This is a genomic window from Enterococcus sp. AZ062 (assembly GCF_051715065.1).
Classification (GTDB): domain Bacteria; phylum Bacillota; class Bacilli; order Lactobacillales; family Enterococcaceae; genus Enterococcus_B; species Enterococcus_B mundtii.
Window position 1 is genome coordinate 121,421 of record NZ_JBIOTB010000001.1, and the last position, 18,611, is coordinate 140,031.

Annotated in this window: 14 protein-coding genes; 12 read left to right on the top strand and 2 right to left on the bottom strand. The window is 38.5% G+C overall.

Annotation, left to right across the window (positions count from 1 at the left end):
* Positions 1 to 5 precede the first annotated feature (5 nt).
* Together IGJ00_RS00620 and rpmB are read right to left on the bottom strand one after the other, a co-directional pair.
* Positions 6 to 2,678 carry a YfhO family protein gene (locus IGJ00_RS00620; protein ID WP_438844011.1) on the bottom strand — a complete coding sequence of 891 codons (2,673 nt, stop codon included), beginning with the start codon at positions 2,676 to 2,678 and terminating at the stop codon, positions 6 to 8.
* Between the two features lie 446 nt (positions 2,679 to 3,124).
* Positions 3,125 to 3,313, bottom strand: coding sequence for a 50S ribosomal protein L28 (gene rpmB, locus IGJ00_RS00625; protein WP_010734442.1), 189 nt, complete (start codon positions 3,311 to 3,313; stop codon positions 3,125 to 3,127).
* Positions 3,314 to 3,584: 271 nt separating this feature from the next.
* Between rpmB and IGJ00_RS00630 the strand changes: the two genes are divergently transcribed.
* From IGJ00_RS00630 to IGJ00_RS00685, 12 genes are all read left to right on the top strand, one after another.
* The gene (locus IGJ00_RS00630) at positions 3,585 to 3,947 is read left to right on the top strand and encodes an Asp23/Gls24 family envelope stress response protein (RefSeq protein ID WP_010720424.1); all 363 of its coding nucleotides are present in this window, start codon (positions 3,585 to 3,587) and stop codon (positions 3,945 to 3,947) included.
* 51 nt (positions 3,948 to 3,998) lie between these two features.
* Positions 3,999 to 5,681 carry a DAK2 domain-containing protein gene (locus tag IGJ00_RS00635; RefSeq protein WP_142433302.1) on the top strand — a complete coding sequence of 561 codons (1,683 nt, stop codon included), beginning with the start codon at positions 3,999 to 4,001 and terminating at the stop codon, positions 5,679 to 5,681.
* Between the two features lie 109 nt (positions 5,682 to 5,790).
* Positions 5,791 to 7,827 (top strand): ATP-dependent DNA helicase RecG, encoded by a 2,037-nt coding sequence (recG, locus tag IGJ00_RS00640; RefSeq protein WP_115357093.1) that lies wholly within the window; start codon positions 5,791 to 5,793, stop codon positions 7,825 to 7,827.
* A 46-nt stretch (positions 7,828 to 7,873) separates the two neighbouring features.
* Positions 7,874 to 8,875: a phosphate acyltransferase PlsX gene (gene plsX / locus IGJ00_RS00645; protein ID WP_071867773.1), complete on the top strand. Its 1,002-nt coding sequence runs from the start codon at positions 7,874 to 7,876 to the stop codon at positions 8,873 to 8,875.
* Positions 8,876 to 8,994: 119 nt separating this feature from the next.
* Entirely contained in the window at positions 8,995 to 9,237 is a 243-nt protein-coding gene (gene acpP, locus IGJ00_RS00650) for an acyl carrier protein (RefSeq protein ID WP_071867781.1), read from the top strand.
* A 586-nt stretch (positions 9,238 to 9,823) separates the two neighbouring features.
* The gene (locus IGJ00_RS00655; RefSeq protein ID WP_071867772.1) at positions 9,824 to 10,828 is read left to right on the top strand and encodes an ABC transporter ATP-binding protein; all 1,005 of its coding nucleotides are present in this window, start codon (positions 9,824 to 9,826) and stop codon (positions 10,826 to 10,828) included.
* On the top strand, positions 10,829 to 11,773 hold the full coding sequence (locus IGJ00_RS00660; RefSeq protein ID WP_010734436.1) for an ABC transporter ATP-binding protein: 945 nt from the start codon (positions 10,829 to 10,831) through the stop codon (positions 11,771 to 11,773).
* Positions 11,773 to 12,735: an oligopeptide ABC transporter permease gene (gene opp4B, locus IGJ00_RS00665; protein WP_010734435.1), complete on the top strand. Its 963-nt coding sequence runs from the start codon at positions 11,773 to 11,775 to the stop codon at positions 12,733 to 12,735. Before IGJ00_RS00660 ends, opp4B begins: the two co-directional genes overlap by 1 nt.
* Positions 12,736 to 12,763: 28 nt before the next feature.
* Positions 12,764 to 13,678, top strand: coding sequence for an ABC transporter permease (locus IGJ00_RS00670; RefSeq protein ID WP_010734434.1), 915 nt, complete (start codon positions 12,764 to 12,766; stop codon positions 13,676 to 13,678).
* A 25-nt stretch (positions 13,679 to 13,703) separates the two neighbouring features.
* Positions 13,704 to 15,485, top strand: coding sequence for an oligopeptide ABC transporter substrate-binding protein (locus IGJ00_RS00675; protein WP_071867771.1), 1,782 nt, complete (start codon positions 13,704 to 13,706; stop codon positions 15,483 to 15,485).
* A gap of 377 nt (positions 15,486 to 15,862) precedes the next feature.
* Positions 15,863 to 17,833 carry a DUF1430 domain-containing protein gene (locus tag IGJ00_RS00680; protein WP_142433301.1) on the top strand — a complete coding sequence of 657 codons (1,971 nt, stop codon included), beginning with the start codon at positions 15,863 to 15,865 and terminating at the stop codon, positions 17,831 to 17,833.
* Complete coding sequence (locus IGJ00_RS00685) at positions 17,826 to 18,452, top strand: ATP-binding cassette domain-containing protein (RefSeq protein WP_438844012.1); 627 nt, start codon at positions 17,826 to 17,828, stop codon at positions 18,450 to 18,452. The genes IGJ00_RS00680 and IGJ00_RS00685 overlap by 8 nt, the downstream gene beginning before the upstream one ends.
* Positions 18,453 to 18,611: the final 159 nt, after the last annotated feature.

An 18,611-nucleotide genomic window follows, 5' to 3' on the forward strand; every position in this document is an offset into this window, starting at 1 on the left:
TTTTTTTATCTTGCGCGACGACGTTCACGTCTTGGACGGTGATCATCGTTTTCGTTTATAGGATCAATGACGCCGTGAAACGGCTGACGTTTACGAAGGTACCATAGATACAAGATAAACAAGGCAATACATCCAATAAAGAGAAGTAAGCCAGGAATGAATCCTTTTGGCATGTAACTAAAAGTAATCGTATGTTCACCTTCAGGAACTTCCACCATCAAAAAGGCATCTTGGAATTTCTTCACAGGTACTTTTTCGCCATCGATTTTAGCAGTCCAACCACCATCATAAGGGATAGTCGTGGCTACCATCGTTTTTTCAGTCGCATGAACTGTTCCTGTAGCTGTTCGACCGGTAGTAGTCATCTCTACGCCGTTATTTCTGATTTGGTTGATTGCGGCTTGATACGCCACGACATCAAGTCCGACCACCTGTGGTTCCATAAAGCTGACTTCTTTGGTCCCATAGAAGCTTGCAGTGAAGGTAACCGTTGTATCTTGTGGGTAATAACCTAAATCATAATATTGACCAGTAATGTTAATTTGAGATTTTCTAGATACACCATTGACGGTAATAGTTGCTGTAGAGCTTTCTAACTGTGCGAAATTTGTTGGAAACAGGCTGAGATACGCTTGGGTATTCGCAGGTACTTGGACTTCCCAAGTCAATTCTTTCGGTTGATTATTCGCTGTTTCACTATAAGTGACCCCATTTGTCGTTGTTGTGATCTTCGTGTTCTGTTGACTTTTTAGGGTTGGTGTATAAAACGTAAAGAATGATTGATTCAATCCAGAAAGACCATTCATCAAATTTGTTTGACTGGTTAGATTATCACCTATCGGTTGTTCGATCTTATTGATCGTCAAAGGTGCTTTGAAAGCTAATGGTACAGCATTACTATTTTCGTACAAAGTATAGTTGTCCGTTTGTTCGACGGATTGGAAGCCGTATTTATTAAAACTACTATCGTTTTTAGCAATATTGTATTTGATTCCCGTAAATCCATCCATCAACAAGGTATTGTTATTGTAGCGAATGTTCAAATTTGTTCCTCTAGAACGGAAGCCTAAAGTATCCAAGTAAGAGGAAGAGTTTCGATTTCTGATCGAAGAGAACATGCTGATCCCACTATAACCATAATTGATCGAATCATTCGGTGAAACAGGATCAAGGTTTTCTAATCGATAAAACGTATCGGAATCCTTTTTCGAGGCATCAACTAACGTTTTGATCTCAGGATAAGGTTCGGTATACAAACTTCTTGAGGCATAATTCCAATCATCGAGAATGCCATGGATCATACTGTTGGTATTGACTGCGGCTTCGGCAGTCATCAATAGTAACAGAAGAATACTCAAACGTTTCAGATCAAATGGGTGTTGTTGGAATAAACCAATCGTCAATGCGTAGAGCGCTAAAAAGACTAACGTCAAAACAAAGGATGTGAGCGTGACATACGTGTAACTGCCATCTGGTTTGATACCCCAAGCTGTAGCAAAAGCAGCCGCTAGTACAATGATGACACCTAGCAAACGCTTCTGATCCTTCTCCTGTAGCTGTTCCCAACTATGAGCCGCTAACAAGAGTACGAGAAACGAAAAGAGATAGGCATAACGAAACAAGAACATATTTGGTGCGTGCATCCCATGCCAGAATAGATTCAAAGGGACTAAATAGAAGCTAGCAATCAAGATCGCGAATAGCCCACCGAACAACAACTTGTTTTTCAAGGGGAATTTGCGACTGACAAAATACAAGAGACATAATGCTAAAGGAAATAATCCAGCATAGATAAAAGGAATCGATCCGTATTTCGTCGTGTCATAAACACCCACCATGTTTTTCATCAATAAATCTAAATAAGAAGTTGCTTCTGTCTTCAATGAAGTGATCTGCGTCAATGCTTCGCCATTGGCACGTAGATCGAGAATGGCAGGCAGGATGATCACCATAGAAGCGCCTCCTGCTAATAAAGAGGTGATCCCATAGGGTAAAATCGTTCCTTTGTACCTCCGCCAATTCGTCAGTAGTCGTGTAATAAAGTATAAAAAGGAGAAGACTCCGACCATGAAGCCCATATAAAAACTGGATAAGAACAACAGCAAGTAACTAACAAACAATAAAATAGGTTTCTTTTGGTCCATCACACGATGGATACCTAAAATGATCAGAGGAAGATAGACAAAGGTGTCTAACCACATGATGATCTCTGAATGGGCAGTGATAAATGAAATCGACGCATAGCTGACACTTAATGCGACTTGCCCCCAATGTGGAATGCGATAGGTACGTGCTAGAAACCAGAAGGATAAACCTGCTGAACCAACCTTTAGTAAGGTGATGAGATACAAGGCATCTGGCATCAATTGATTCGGGAACAATAAAACGAGTGGTGTGAAAAGTCCACCTAAATAATAAGAAATCAATGATAGATAATTTAAACCAAGTGAGGCATTCCACGTGTAAAAAATGCTTTGTTTCCCTAACAACATATTACGGAAGCTTGCATGAAAGTTTGAAAATTGTGAGAAAGCATCACTAGCCAAGATGCTCCGATCACTTCCTGGATAAATACCGATACTTAAATAAACCAATAAAAGAATCAGCAAAGGGATAAAGAAGCTAGCAGCTGCATAGCGGCCGTTTTCTTTTAAGAATTTTTTCAATGTTGTTTTCATTACAATTCAGTCACCAAATTTCTATTTGAAGTTATATTTAGTTTATCACATTCATGATTTTACTTGCTGAAAATACAACCAAATTCATAAAAAAATTACATTTGAAATTAAATAACATTTGTGAGTTTAAATTACATTTACATTAAGAAAATAACGTAAAATAAGAAAACACTTTCTACTTTAAAATAAAGTGTTGACAGGCCTTTGCAAATGCGTTATGTTTTATTTGTAACAATTATAAAAAAACATATACCTATCACTATCTGAGGGGTAGTGGCACATAAAAGAAGACTTAAAACAATTATCTGGGTGATTGATTGTTTTAAGCCTTTTTTATTTTTTCTTCTTAAATTTCATGTGGTTGAGGAAATGTCTCTCATTTGATAATGATTCGCAAAAAATAAAAACCGTTCATTTTGTTGAACGGTTCAAATCATTTCATTCAATTATACGCGTTCAACTTTTCCTGATTTCAACGCACGAGTTGACACCCAAACTTTTTTAGGTTTGCCGTCAATCAATACGCGAACTTTTTGTAAGTTAGGTTTAACTGTACGTTTTGTTGAGTTCATCGCATGTGAACGGTTGTTTCCACTTTTTGTCTTGCGACCTGTAAAGTAACAAACTTTTGCCATGTAAATTTCCTCCTTTGCCTTGATTTGGAGCAATAGTAAATTCAGCTCATACCAGAATAACATATCATATGGCGTAGGAATTTGCAAGCATATTTTCATAGAATTGATTGACATTTTCAGTGATTAATTGTAACGTGAACAAAGTCTTTTCCTAATTTTTTTCAATGGTTTTTGAGTACTTTAAGGGAACAACCTTTTATTTCGGTTGACGCTATGATAAAATGTGATAGTAGAAAAATGGGAATATTTTACCCGTTAAGGAGGCTCATTCATGGCTGTAAAAATTCAAACGTCAGCTGGAACCATTGAAATTACCAATGATGTCATCGCAACAGTTGTTGGTGGTGCCGCAACAGATGTATTTGGTGTTGTAGGAATGGCTAGCAAGAATCAAATCAAAGATAATATCACTGAAATTTTGCGTAAAGAAAATTACTCAAGAGGAGTAGTTGTCCGCCAAGAAGCTAATGGGATCGCAGTAGATGTTTATACAATCATTAGTTATGGCACAAAAATTTCGGAAGTTTCTCGTAATGTCCAAGAAAAAGTGAAATATAACTTGGAGACTTTACTAGGTGTTACAGCCAATTCAGTAAATGTCTTCGTGCAAGGTGTTCGTGTACTGCCAGACTAGGCAGGAGACTTGCTGACTGTTCAGCAGTCGATCTGAAGGAGGATTATCTAGGTGAGTGTAACAGAAATTAGTGCAAGCCAATTCCAGGAAATGGTTCAGTCCGGTGCGAATCGGCTACAAAAAAATGCAGAATACGTCAATTCCCTAAATGTATTCCCGGTTCCCGATGGAGATACCGGTACCAATATGAATTTATCAATGACAAGTGGTGCAAAAGCCGTTGTTGATTCTACCTCTGAAAAGGTAGGAGAATTAGCAGCGCTGTTATCTAAAGGTTTATTGATGGGGGCAAGAGGAAACTCTGGGGTTATTTTATCTCAGTTGTTCCGTGGTTTTTCAAAACAAATCCCTGATGTGACTGTTTTGACAGCAACAGATTTAGCTGCAGCTTTTACTCATGGGGTCGAAACAGCTTATAAAGCAGTAATGAAACCTGTCGAAGGAACGATCCTGACAGTTGCAAGAGAAGCTGCCAAAGCTGGTGAGAAGAAAGCAAAATCAACAGATGATGTGATCGAAGTCATGACTGCGGTCGTTAAAGGTGGGAAACGTGCGTTAGCAAAAACACCTGATTTGTTGCCTGTATTAAAAGAAGTAGGCGTTGTTGATAGTGGCGGTCAAGGACTATTATTCGTATATGAAGGTTTTTTAACTGCGTTGAATGGTGAATACCAAGCAGACGAGGTCTATGAACCATCTCCTGCTCAAATGGACGATATGGTGAATGCAGAGCATCATCGTAGTGTGCAAGGTCAGTTAGCGACTGAGGATATCCACTATGGTTACTGTACAGAAATCATGGTGAAGATCGGTGAAGGTCCAACTGTAGATAGTACATTTGATTATGAAGAGTTTCGTAACTATCTAGATGGCCTTGGGGATTCCCTGTTAGTGGTTAATGACGATGAAATCATCAAAGTACACGTTCATACAGAAAACCCTGGGGAAGTCATGAATTACGGACAGAAATTTGGTTCCCTAGTGAAAGTCAAAGTGGACAACATGCGTTTGCAACACGAAACGATCTTAGAACATGACCAAGCCCCTTCAGCGCCGATTGCACAAACGAAGCCTCGTGTACCTTACGGGATCGTTGCCATCGCAGCCGGAAAAGGTGTGCAAGAGTTATTTGAAAGTCTAGGAGCAAACTACGTGATCAGTGGTGGACAGACGATGAATCCAAGTACGGAAGATATCGTGAAAGCGATCAATGAAGTGAATGCAGATAAAGTCATCATCTTACCGAATAACAAAAATATCTTTATGGCAGCTGATCAAGCTGCTGAAGTGGCTGAACTTCCAGTTGCTGTTGTTCCATCAAAAACAGTTTCTCAAGGATTGACAGCGATGTTGTCCTTCAATGAACAAGCAACGTTAGAAGAAAATAAAGAAACGATGACAGATGTGCTTTCAAGTGTTGTCAGTGGTCAAGTGACACATGCGATCCGCGACACGATGATCGATGGAGTGAAAATCACAGAAGGCGATTTCTTAGGGATGATCGATGGGAAAATCGTGATCTCTAATCCAGATATCTTAGCGACATCACTTGCTACATTAGAGCAAATGATCAACGAGGATACTGAGATCGTCACGATATTAACCGGAGAAGACGGGTCTGCAGAACAAGCACAAGCATTTGCGGATCAACTGAGCGACAAATATCCTGAGTTAGAAATCGAGATCCATCAAGGAGATCAACCTGTCTATCCTTATTTATTTTCTGCTGAATAATACAGCCTGAAGCCGATAGATAAAGCAGAAAATCATTTGAAAGGATCTTCGGTCAACGATTCGCGAATCGTTGACCAAGTTCCTTTTTTTGTTAAAGGAGGGAAATCTTATGCGTTCGTTAGCTGATCCAGTCACAGTGCTGGCAGGTGTTGGTCAAAAAAGAGCGGATAGCTTGGCTAGTCTAGGCATCCATACAATTGAAGACTTGTTAACTTACTATCCTTTTCGCTATGAAGATATCCAAGAAAGAAATCTAAATGAAATCCAAGATCAAGAAAAAGTTACATTAAAAGGGTTGGTTGTCTCTCCGCCAGTAATGAGTCGTTTTGGCTACAAAAAAAGCCGTCTGCAGTTTCGAATGATGCAAGAACATGAAGTATTCAATGTTTCTTTCTTCAATCAGCCCTATTTGAAAGATAAAGTCATTTTATCTGAAGAAATCGCAGTTTATGGGAAATGGGATGCGAAACGTAAAGCACTAAATGGGATGAAGATCCTTGGTTCGCAAAGTCCAGATGATTTCTCTCCGATCTATCATGTCAACAAATCCATTCGCCAAACGACACTGGTCGATCTGATCCGTCGAGGGTTTAGTGAGTATAGTGATTTGATTGAAGAAAACTTACCACTATCTTTAATTGAAAAATACCGTTTGCTTGATCGTCCGACTGCTGTAAGAAGTATGCATTTTCCGCAAAATCATGAGGAAAATCATCAAGCTAAACGACGGATTGTTTTTGAAGAATTCTTTTTTTTCCAGATGCAGTTACAAGGACTGAAAAAAGCCGAAAAGTCTGAAAAGAATGGCTTAGAGATCCTTTATGATGTGGAGCGATTAAAACAATTTACGAAAAAATTGCCGTTTGAATTAACGATGGCACAAAAACGTGTCACTAATGAAATTTGCCGTGATCTCCGTAATCCACACCATATGCAGCGTTTGTTGCAAGGTGATGTGGGAAGTGGGAAGACCGTTGTTGCTGCGATTGCTTTATATGCGACAGTGACTGCTGGCTTTCAAGGAGCGTTGATGGTCCCAACAGAAATATTGGCGCAACAACATATGGAAAGTTTATCCCAATTATTTGATCCAAATGAAGTGACCGTTGCGTTATTGACCGGATCAACGAAAGCAAAAGAACGTCGCGAGCTATTAGAACGGTTAGAAAATGGGGAAATCGATATCGTCGTGGGAACACATGCACTGATTCAAGAAGGTGTAGCATTCCAAAATCTAGGATTAGTGATCACCGATGAGCAACATCGTTTTGGCGTGAATCAACGAAAAGTATTGCGTGAGAAGGGTTGGCGTCCGGATGTGTTATTTATGACTGCCACCCCGATCCCTCGAACCTTAGCAATTACAGCATACGGCGAAATGGATGTATCTGTGATCGACGAGCTTCCCGCTGGACGGATTCCGATCGAAACAAGATGGGTCCGAACACCTCAATTAGATAGCGTGCTAGAATGGACCTATAAAGAATTGCGTAGAGGACATCAAATGTACGTGATTTGTCCATTGATCGAGGAGTCCGAAGCTTTAGATGTGAAAAATGCAGTGGAAATTTACGAAAAACTTCGTGAGTTATTTGCACCAGAATATGAAGTTGGCTTGTTGCATGGTAAAATGAAGAATCAAGAAAAAGATCAGATCATGGAAACATTCAAAGAAAACCAACTCCAGATCTTAGTGTCAACCACAGTGATCGAGGTCGGTGTCAATGTGCCGAATGCAACGGTCATGCTGATCATGGATGCGGATCGTTTTGGATTAGCCCAGCTGCATCAGTTGCGTGGGCGTGTCGGTCGAGGAAGTGAGGCTTCTTATTGTATCCTCGTGGCAAATCCGAAAAATGAACTGGGTGTCGAACGAATGAAAATCATGACAGAAACCACAAATGGCTTTATCTTGAGTGAAAAGGATTTAGAATTACGAGGGCCAGGAGAAGTATTTGGCTTCCGTCAATCCGGCTTGCCAGAATTTGCGATCGCAGATCTAGTAACAGATGGGAATGTCTTAGAGGTTGCCCGTGAAGAAGCTGCGGCAATCTGGCAAATCAAAGACTGGCAGTTATTACCTGAATATCAACCATTAACAGCCAAGTTGCAATTAGGCGAACAAGATAATCGTTATTTTGATTAACAGATTATCAATACTTTCAAAATGATGACAAGGAGTGGAAATAATAATGAGAATTGCAGTAGATGCAATGGGCGGAGATCACGCACCACAAGCCATTGTGGAAGGAATCGCTCTAGCACAAAAAGATTTCCCTGAGTTGGAATTTGTTCTTTACGGTAAAGAATCAGAAATCAAGAAATATTTGACAGACGAAACAAATATCACAATCGTCCATACTGACGAAAAAATCAATAGTGATGACGAGCCAGTTAAGGCGATCCGTCGCAAGAAAACTGCTTCAATGGTTTTAGCTGCCCAAGCAGTTAAAAATGGGGAAGCAGATGCTATTTTTTCAGCAGGAAATACAGGAGCCTTACTAGCAGCTGGCTTGTTTATTGTTGGACGCATCAAAAACATCGAACGCCCTGGACTAATGTCCACATTGCCAGTTATTGGCAAAGAAGGTGAAGGGTTTGATATGCTAGATTTAGGTGCAAATGCAGAAAACAAACCAGAGCATCTTTTACAATATGGTATTTTGGGGTCATTTTATGCGAGAAAAGTTCGTGGGATCGGCAGACCTCGTGTCGCATTGCTCAACAATGGGACGGAAGAAACTAAGGGAAGCGAATTGACAAAACAAGCATTTGAACTCTTGCAAAATGAAACAAGCTTGAACTTCATTGGCAATGTAGAAGCGCGTGACTTACTAAATGGTGTGGCAGACGTCGTAGTAACCGACGGCTTTACTGGAAATGCAGTGTTGAAATCCATTGAAGGCACAGCGATGAATATGATGACCTTATTGAAATCTGCCATCTTGAATGAAGGCATCAAAGGTAAAATGGGTGCATTACTACTAAAAGACGGTTTACGCTCTTTGAAATCTGAAATGGACTATTCAAAACACGGAGGAGCTGTTTTATTTGGATTGAAAGCACCAGTTATCAAAACGCATGGTGCAACTGGACCGGATGCAGTTCGCTACACGATCCGTCAAATCCATACGATGCTTGAAACCAATGTTGTAGGACAACTGGTGGAGCAATTTGAGCAAAAAGAGGACTAAATTTTCTGCGAATTGACAAGCTGATGGAGAAAAAAGGGTGGACATTCCAAAAAATTGTCAGTAAAATTAGCTATGGTGAAGAAAACGTAGTAGTTCTAAGAATTGTGGGGGTGAAAAAATTGACGCGCGAAGAAGTATTTAATAAGGTAGCTAAAATCATTTCAAATCACTTTGAAATGGATACAGACAAAGTGACAGATGAATTGAACATTAAAGATGATCTGAAAGCTGATTCAATTAGTATCATGGAATTTGTTCTTGAACTAGAAGATGAATTCGGTACAGAGATCTCTGATGAAGATGCTGAACAAATCGAAACAGTCGGCGGTGCCGTGGATTATATCAGCAACCACTTGAAATAAATTGAATAAATACACATCAACTGATGAATGAATTGGCGAAAGCCAATTTCAACTCAAAGCCAAGAAGTCAGAAATAGTTTAGCTATTTCAGGATTTCTTGGCTTTTTCAGGCATTATTTTTAAATAAAAGGGTTTTTTTAAAGAGGAGAATTATGTCATAAATACGATTGAAATAGGTGGTTTTATAACATTTACATTTCGTATATACTGTATAATTATGCTTTTGTAAAATGGAATATCTATTCGGTTAAAACTGTTTTTTATATAAAGAGTGATTTTTGCAGATTTTTATAATGATTCTTAGTTTATAAAAATAGTAGGATAAAGAGAAGGCTAGCCACATACCTCATTTTTTTTTAATCTTCTTTAAGAGCTGACATAGCTACGTAAGATTTTTCAGACAATTCTGGCAACAGTGTGAAATAATCTTGCAATATAAAACGGTTTTCTATATAATTATTAATAATTAATTACACACTCCTTAGAATGCTACTTATTTAATTTTTTTTTTGCTAAGTTGTTATTCAGTGTAGGATTATTTTTTTTATTAAAAACTTCCATCGAGGGAGCAGAGAGGGGTATTCGATTGTCAGATAACCAATTATTAGATGTTCAGAACCTACACACAGGCTTCCGTCTAAAAGATGAATACTACGATGCAGTAGACGACGTTTCTTTTACTTTAGATAAAAACGAGATCTTAGCCATCGTTGGTGAGTCTGGTTGCGGGAAAAGTACGTTAGCTACAACGATTATGGGATTATTAGATCCTAACAATACAAAGATCACAGGGGAGATCATGTACAATGATTTAAATTTGATTGAATTAAATGAAACATTGTATAACAAGATCCGCGGAAATGATATTGGGATGATTTTTCAAGATCCATTATCTGCACTAAACCCTTTGATGAGAATTGAAGACCAAATCAAAGAAGGTTTGTCTTACCATACAAAAATGACGGCTGACCAAAGACAAGCACGTGCACTAGAATTACTAGAACAAGTAGGGATTCCGAATCCTGCACGAGTTGGACGTCAGTATCCTCATGAGTTGTCAGGTGGGATGAGACAGCGGGTGATCATCGCGATTGCGATTGCATGTAAGCCACCGATCATTATCGCGGATGAACCAACGACTGCCTTGGACGTAACGATTCAAGCACAGATTCTTGACTTACTGAAAGATTTACAAGAAGAAACTAAAACTGGGATCATCTTGATCACACATGATTTAGGTGTCGTAGCTGAAATGGCGGATCGTGTTGCTGTGATGTATGGTGGACAATTTGTTGAAGTTGCAGGAGTCAAAGAGTTATTTGAAAATCCAAAACACCCATATACACAATCATTGCTAAATTCGATTCCACAAGAAGGAAATCACGAGGCAGAGTTACACGTGATTGAAGGCGTAGTCCCTTCCTTAAAAAATATGCCACGAACAGGTTGCCGATTTGCGCCACGGATTCCTTGGATCCCAGCAAGCGCTCACGAAGAAAATCCAGTCTTGCATGAAATCGCACCGAATCATATGGTACGTTGCTCATGTTATAAACATTTCCACTTTAGAGACGAAAAAGGAGAGGTGTAGATGTCAGAATTAATTACAATCAAAGATTTGAAAGTTCACTATCCTATTCGCAGTGGGTTTTTCAACCGAGTAACAGACCATGTCTATGCAGTAGACGGTGTCGATTTTATTATTGAAAAAGGAAAAACATACGGACTAGTTGGAGAATCAGGTTCTGGGAAGTCCACAACCGGAAAAGCGGTTGTCGGCCTAGAAAAAGTGACTTCTGGCCAAATCATGTATGAAGGAAAAGACGTCACGAAAAGAAGTAACCGCAAAAAAATCGGCTACAACAAAGACGTCCAAATGATCTTTCAAGATTCAATGTCTAGTTTAAATCCTAAAAAACGAGTACTGGACATTATCGCTGAGCCGATCCGTAACTTTGAACGCTTAAGTGATCAGGAAGAAAAGAAAAAAGTCAAAGGCTTATTGGACATCGTTGGGATGCCAGAAGATGCGTTATACAAATATCCTCATGAATTTTCTGGTGGACAAAGACAGCGTTTAGGAGTTGCCCGAGCAGTAGCAACGAATCCTAAATTGATTGTTGCTGATGAACCTGTATCTGCCCTAGACTTATCTGTTCAGGCACAAGTATTGAACTTTATGAAACGCATCCAACAAGAATTTGGCTTGAGCTATTTATTCATCTCTCATGACTTGGGTGTCGTAAAACACATGTGTGACAACATCGCGATCATGTACAAAGGTCGCTTTGTTGAAATCGGTACACGAGAAGATATCTATAATGATCCGCGCCACATCTACACAAAACGCTTACTATCTGCGATTCCACGAATTGATGTAGACAATCGGGAAATACAAAAACAAAACCGACGAAATGTTGAACGTGAGTATATCGAACATCAAAAAGATTACTACGATACAGCAGGGCGAGTGTATGATTTACGTACACTAACCACTACACACAAAGTAGCGTTGAAAGATGGAGGTGCTAGCTAATGTGGAAAACGATTCTACGAAGAGTTCTTTTGATGATCCCACAAGTGATCATTCTTAGTGTGTTGATCTTTATGCTAGCGCAAGCCATGCCTGGAGATCCGTTTACAGGATTGATCAACCCAAACCAAGATCCAGCTGTAATCGAGCAGATGCGTCAAGCAGCGGGCTTGAATGATCCTTGGTATGAACAATATTTCCGTTGGGTCGGAAATGCCTTACAAGGTGATTTTGGACAAAGTTTCTTGTATAAGCGTTCGGTTTCCTCTTTGATTGGAGAACGAATCGTCAATACTTTATATTTATCTATTTTAACTGTTATTATTACGTACTTGATTGCTGTACCACTAGGTATGTTAGCTGGTCGATACCAAAATTCGATTTTGGACAAAGCTGTTGTTATTTATAACTTCTTCAGTTTTGCTGTTCCATTATTCATTTTCGGATTGATCATGTTGTTTGTTTTTGGCTATCGTTTAGGTTGGTTCCCAACAAGTGGTTCTCAGACTTTAGGTTTCCAGGGAGGATTTTTCGCTCAATGGATGGATCGATTGCAATACATTCTATTACCATCGATCACACAGGCCTTTTTAGCCACAGCAGTAACGATCCAGTATTTACGAAGTGAAGTCATTGATTCGAAATCCTTAGACTTTGTACGTACAGCTCGTTCCAAAGGGGTGCCGACAAACAAAGTATTCAGTCGTCACATTTTCCGTAATGCAGCATTGCCGATGGCATCTCAAATGGGGTATGAAATTACTTCATTGATTGCTGGTTCTGTCGTTATCGAAAAAATCTTTGGGTATCCTGGTGTCGGAAAATTGTTTATTGACTCAATCGGTCAACGTGATTATACCGTAATCACAGCCTTAGTCTTGATTTTAGGAATCGCAACGCTCGTCGGAACACTGCTGTCAGATATTATCATGAGCATTGTTGATCCGCGTATACGAATCCAATAAAAAAATCAAACAGAAGGGAGAATCGATCATGAGTGATAAAAACAAAGAAGTTGCGCAAGAAAGTATCCCACCAATGGGTATACGAATGATTGCACGAGAATTCAAAAAAGATAAAGTAGCCATTTTTTCACTGGCTTTGTTAGTTGTTTTACTATTAGTTATTTTTATCGGGGCGATCTTTATTGACCAAGATAAAGTAATGTTTGTTAGTATTTTTGATAAGTATGCTGAACCTGGCGCCATCTCTTCTCAAGGATCAAAATTCCTTTTAGGAGCAGATGAAGGTGGACGTGATGTCTTCGGTCAATTGATCATCGGAGCAAGAAACTCTGTGATGATCGGTTTTGCTATCACGATCATTACGTCGATCATCGGAGTAGGGCTTGGAATCCTTTCAGGTTTTTATGGTGGGATCATTGACAACGTATTGATGCGTATTGTTGATTTTATTATGATTTTACCGATCATGTTGATCATTATCGTGTTTGTTTCGATCATTTCGCGTTATAACGTTTGGTCATTTATTTTTATCATGAGTGCATTTTATTGGGTAGCTAAAGCCCGATTATTCAGAAGTAAGACGTTATCAGAAGCTAGACGTGATTATGTCAGTGCTTCAAAAACGATGGGAACAAGTGATTTCAAAATCATGTTCCGTGAAATCATGCCAAACCTTAGTTCATTGATCATCACCAACTTAACAATGAACTTTGCGGCAAATATTGGGATCGAGACCACTTTGACTTTCTTAGGCTTTGGATTGCCAGCTAATGTACCTAGTTTAGGAACATTGATCGGTTATGCAAGTAACGGTGAAGTTTTAGTGAATCGACAATGGATTTGGTTACCCGCGTCAATTCTAATTTTAGTGTTGATGTTGAGTATAAACTACGTTGGACAAGCATTTAAGCGTTCTGCAGATGCGCGTCAACGTTTAGGATAAGAGAAGTGAAGGGGGAAAATAGGATATGAAGAAAACGATTTTTGGATTTGTCACACTGCTATCTGTGGGAGCATTAGCAGCGTGTGGAAATGGCGGCGGAACTAGCTCGTCAGGTAATAATTCAGCAGATAATGGGGATAACAGTGAATTGACTTTCCCATTAGCAACAACGAATAATGATGAAGCAATCGAAGACGGTGAGTTAAATGTTGCAGTCGCAACAGACAGTCAATTCAAAGGATTATTCCAATGGGAATTTTATCAAGATGCCTTTGATGCAGCGTTTATGGCGCCTTCACATGAACCATTATTTACAAATGATGACAACTTCACGATCACAAACGATGGTGCAGCCTCATTAGAATTAGACGAAGATGCGAAAACAGCGACAATCACTCTTAAAGACAACGTAAAATGGTCTGATGGTGTCGATGTCACAGCAGATGATGTTATTTTCCCTTATGAAATCATCGGTAACTCTGAATACACTGGTATCCGTTACGATGATACATTCCGTAATATCGTTGGTATGGAAGAATATAACAGCGGTAGTGCAGATACGATTTCTGGAATTACAAAAGTAGATGACAAAACTGTTAAAATCGAATATAAAGAAATGAACCCAAGCATGCTTCAAGCAGGTGGTGGTATTTGGACATATGCAGCGCCAAAACACACACTTGAAGGAATTGCTATCAAAGACATGGAATCAAGTGATCAAGTCCGTAAGAACCCTGTGACATTTGGTCCTTACTATATGAGTAACATCGTTGCTGGTGAATCAGTAGAGTTCTTACCAAATGAATACTACTGGAATGGTACACCACAATTGAAGAAAATCACAATGAAATCATTACCAACAGCAAGTGCAACAGAAGCATTGAATTCAAAATTGTATGATATGATTTTCCAAATGCCAACAGATACTTACGAAACATACCAAGATATCGCTGGCTATACGAATCTAGGACGTCAGCAAACTTCATACACTTACTTAGGTTTCAAACTAGGTAAATGGGATGCTGAAAGTGGAAGTGTTGAATATGATCCAAACTCAAAAATGGCTGACAAATCATTACGTCAAGCAATGGGTTACGCTTTAGACAACACTGCAGTAGGTGAACGTTTCTATGCTGGTTTAAGAAGCAATGCGACTTCATTGATTCCACCAGTATTTGAAAGTTTCCACGATGCAGATCTAAAAGGCTTCACACAAGATATTGATAAAGCCAACAAATTATTGGATGATGCAGGATATAAAGATGTTGATGGCGATGGTATCCGTGAAGACAAAGATGGTAACAAGTTGACAATCAACTTTGCGTCAATGTCAGGTGGCGAAACAGCGCAACCATTAGCAGATTACTACGTACAACAATGGAAAGAAATCGGTTTAGATGTTCAATATACAACAGGCCGTCTGATCGAATTCAACTCATTCTATGATCGTTTAGAAAATGATGATCCAGAAATCGACATCTACCAAGCAGCTTGGAACACAGGAACAGATCCAAACCCAAGTGGACTATGGGGGGCAAATGCAGCGTTCAACTACACTCGTTATGAGTCAGAAGAAAACACAAAATTGATCAATGATATCAATTCAAGTGCAGCATTTGATGCAGATTACCAAAAAGAAGCTTACAAAAAATGGCAAGAATACGCATTTGAAGAAGCTTTTGCTATTCCAACATTGTTCCGTAACGAAGTATTACCAGTAAACGACCGCGTTAAAGATTGGAATTGGGCATATGATGCTGTCAATCCATGGGCTGTTGTATCTGTAACTTCAGATTCACGTTCATAATCATTAAATGATAAAACCGAATCAGTTCGAGATAGGATTCTCCTATTCTCGGCTGGCTCGGTTTTTTTGATTAGGAAAAAAAGGAATTATCTGTTTTTAGAACATGTGAAAGTATATAATATATATGAAAGGAGGTGAATAATTAGGAAATTTTATTTTTGTTGTTACTTTATATAGTTCAGAAGACACTATCAATCTTCAGAGGAGAATATATGTGGAGGCTCCTCGCTTTGTACTAAAAATAGATCTGGAGGGTGGTGGATATAGAAATCATAAGTAGCTAAGATATAAATGTAGTTACAATATTTCATAACTTCTCAAATATTGTTCAAAGTGTTTTCAAATTCCTTATATTTTAGGTGCTTTTTTCTTTCATTATGAAAAAAATCTATCGAGGGTTATTTATAGTTACAGTGTTAAGTTTCCTTTATGCCATTTCTTTTATCGGAAATGAAGGAATCAAGAGTGCTATCCCAAATGCTCATTCGGGCATTGTAATTGAAGAAGCGAGTGGAACGATTGAGGAAATCAATCAAAAAATTTCTGCTTATGCAAAAAAACATCAAATTGCTATACATAAACTGGTTTTTAGAATTGGCGCTTCTGGTGAGACGACAAAGGAAATTTATACCTTTGACAAGTTGGAACGTTCGGAATACTCTTTTCCACCTATAAAATCGGATGTTGCCACCTATTTTTATGATTACACAGAGATGCAGCATCAAGATGTGTTGGGGACTTATATTGTAACAGAAGCCCCTCCATCTGGAATGATCGCTGATTTTCATGATCAAGGAATCAAATTGGAGATTGAAGAGATAAAATGGTTTCAGTTATTGACGGCGGGTTTATTAATGAGTATTGGACAACTCTTCTTTATTCTATTTTTCTTTGTGATTTTAGCTTTACTGTTTTATAAAGCTTCCCTTCGCAAGAAAATTGGTGTGATTGAGATGTTAGGACATCGTTGGCTGATAGTGTCCGTCAAGGATAGTTTCATTGATAGTGTGATTTTTACTCTCTTGATGGTTGCTTTTTCTTGGTGGTTTCCACAATTACAGTTTCTTTATCGACCGATTTTTTTCTGGGGTCATTTAATGATTTGGGTTCTTCAATTATTTACGAGTGGGATTATTTTTTCGTTCGGTACGATTTCAGATAAGATAAAAGGAAGGAAACCTTACCGATTATTATTTAGTTTGAACCTTTTATTAAAGATCATCATCTTCACGTTTGTTACGGTGCAAGCCAGTACATTATCAAATAAAGTAATGGAGACGCGTGAACTTGAACAACAGCTCTCCCAATGGACAAGAGTCCCTGACTATTATCAGTTAGCATTTAGTAGAGATACAAGTCTACTTGTAGACCCGACAAAAAGTAAAGACGTGCGAAGGAAAGCACAAGCGCGAATCAATGCACGGTTACTTCCCTTGTTGGAAATATCAGAACAGTCAGGTGGGATTTTTCTAAGGGACAATGAACTTGGTCATAGTAGTCCGACACTAAATTATATTGAAAATGACGCTTTTTGGTTAAGTAATCATCAGGCCGTACAAGAATTGGCTATCAAGGATGCTAAAGGTCAATCAATACACTCATTAGATGATTCTTTTTTCTATCTTCTTATTCCTGAAAATAAGCGAATGTATACAGAAATGATCATTCAAGAAGCAGAGGATGAACTTGATTTTTATCAAAATTCTTTCGAGTATGAGACGAAAGCATACGAAGGCGAGTTAAAAATTCTTTATACTCAAGCAAACCAAGTCCTTTTTAACTATAACTTCCAACCCTATGAAAAAACTTTTTCTTCCAATCCAATTATCGTTTCCATGTCATTGCCATTGATCCAACCAAATATCGAAATATGGATACAGGATATTTCAAATGGGACTTACTTGTTTCGAGACCCTCAACTTGTCCAAGAATTTATTAAAGAAAATCATATGGAACATGATTTTTATGGCTTGATTGCTGTAAAAGATAGCATCAATCAATCTCTTATGGAGGTGAAACGTGAATATTATACAACCCTTAGTATTTTGTTCTTGATCCTTATTGGCTTTGTTTTTATTCAAGTCTATTTGAGTTTACTGTATGTGGAAATGAATAAGAAAAAACTGTTTCTCAAATATATTGCTGGTTGGACTCTGCTACAGAGGCATCACAGATATTATGAAATAATATTGGGCGTTTCTACCTTTGTTGCGTTGATCTTGCTACTCATCAACCATGCTTGGTGGCAGATTTTGATTCTATTACTATTATTTGAATTATGTATCCTTTTATTCACTACGTATTTATCAGAAAAAAGAAAACGTCTGGAGGTGATCAAATATGATTGAAGCCAAAGAAATCACTAAAAAGTATAAAGGAAAAGTGATTTTCGAGAACGTATCTTTACATGTAGAGACTGGTTCAATAACTGTGATCACGGGAAGTAGTGGTGTAGGGAAAACGACGTTACTGAACTGCTTAGGACAACTGGAGCCAATTGATTCTGGTGAAATATGGATAGACAATCAAATTCTTCACCGTAAAAGTAAAAAACGTTTCTTTCGTGAGTATGCAGGATTTTTATTTCAGAACTTTGCATTGATCGATAATGAAACGGTCAAGCAAAATTTACAGTTAGTAGTAAAAAAAGAGGAAAAAATGATTGCTGCGCTCCGCAAGTTCCAAATGGAAGACTCATTGCACCAAAAAGTATTTCGTTTAAGCGGTGGTGAGCAACAACGAGTAGCTTTAGCTCACTTGTTTTTGCAAACCCCTAAAATTGTTTTTGCAGATGAGCCCACTGCCTCTTTGGATAAAGGGAATCGACAACTTGTGATCGAAGCATTGAAAGAATTGAATGAGCAAGGAGTGACGATTGTCTTAGTCACCCATGATTTAGATTTGGCAGAACAACTAGGTGGGCAAGTTGATATGAATGAACTGATAAATAGAAGTAAGTTAGTGTAGGTATAAGCATATAATGAATTGCGATACATCCAATACAAATCAAGGGGAAATATTAATGAACGTCTTTTTTACACTTTTTTTAGTGAGGAAGGATTTTCTGAGTTTTACTCGATTTCCATCACTCATTGCAAAGTTAACTTAGAAAACTCCTTCTCAGAG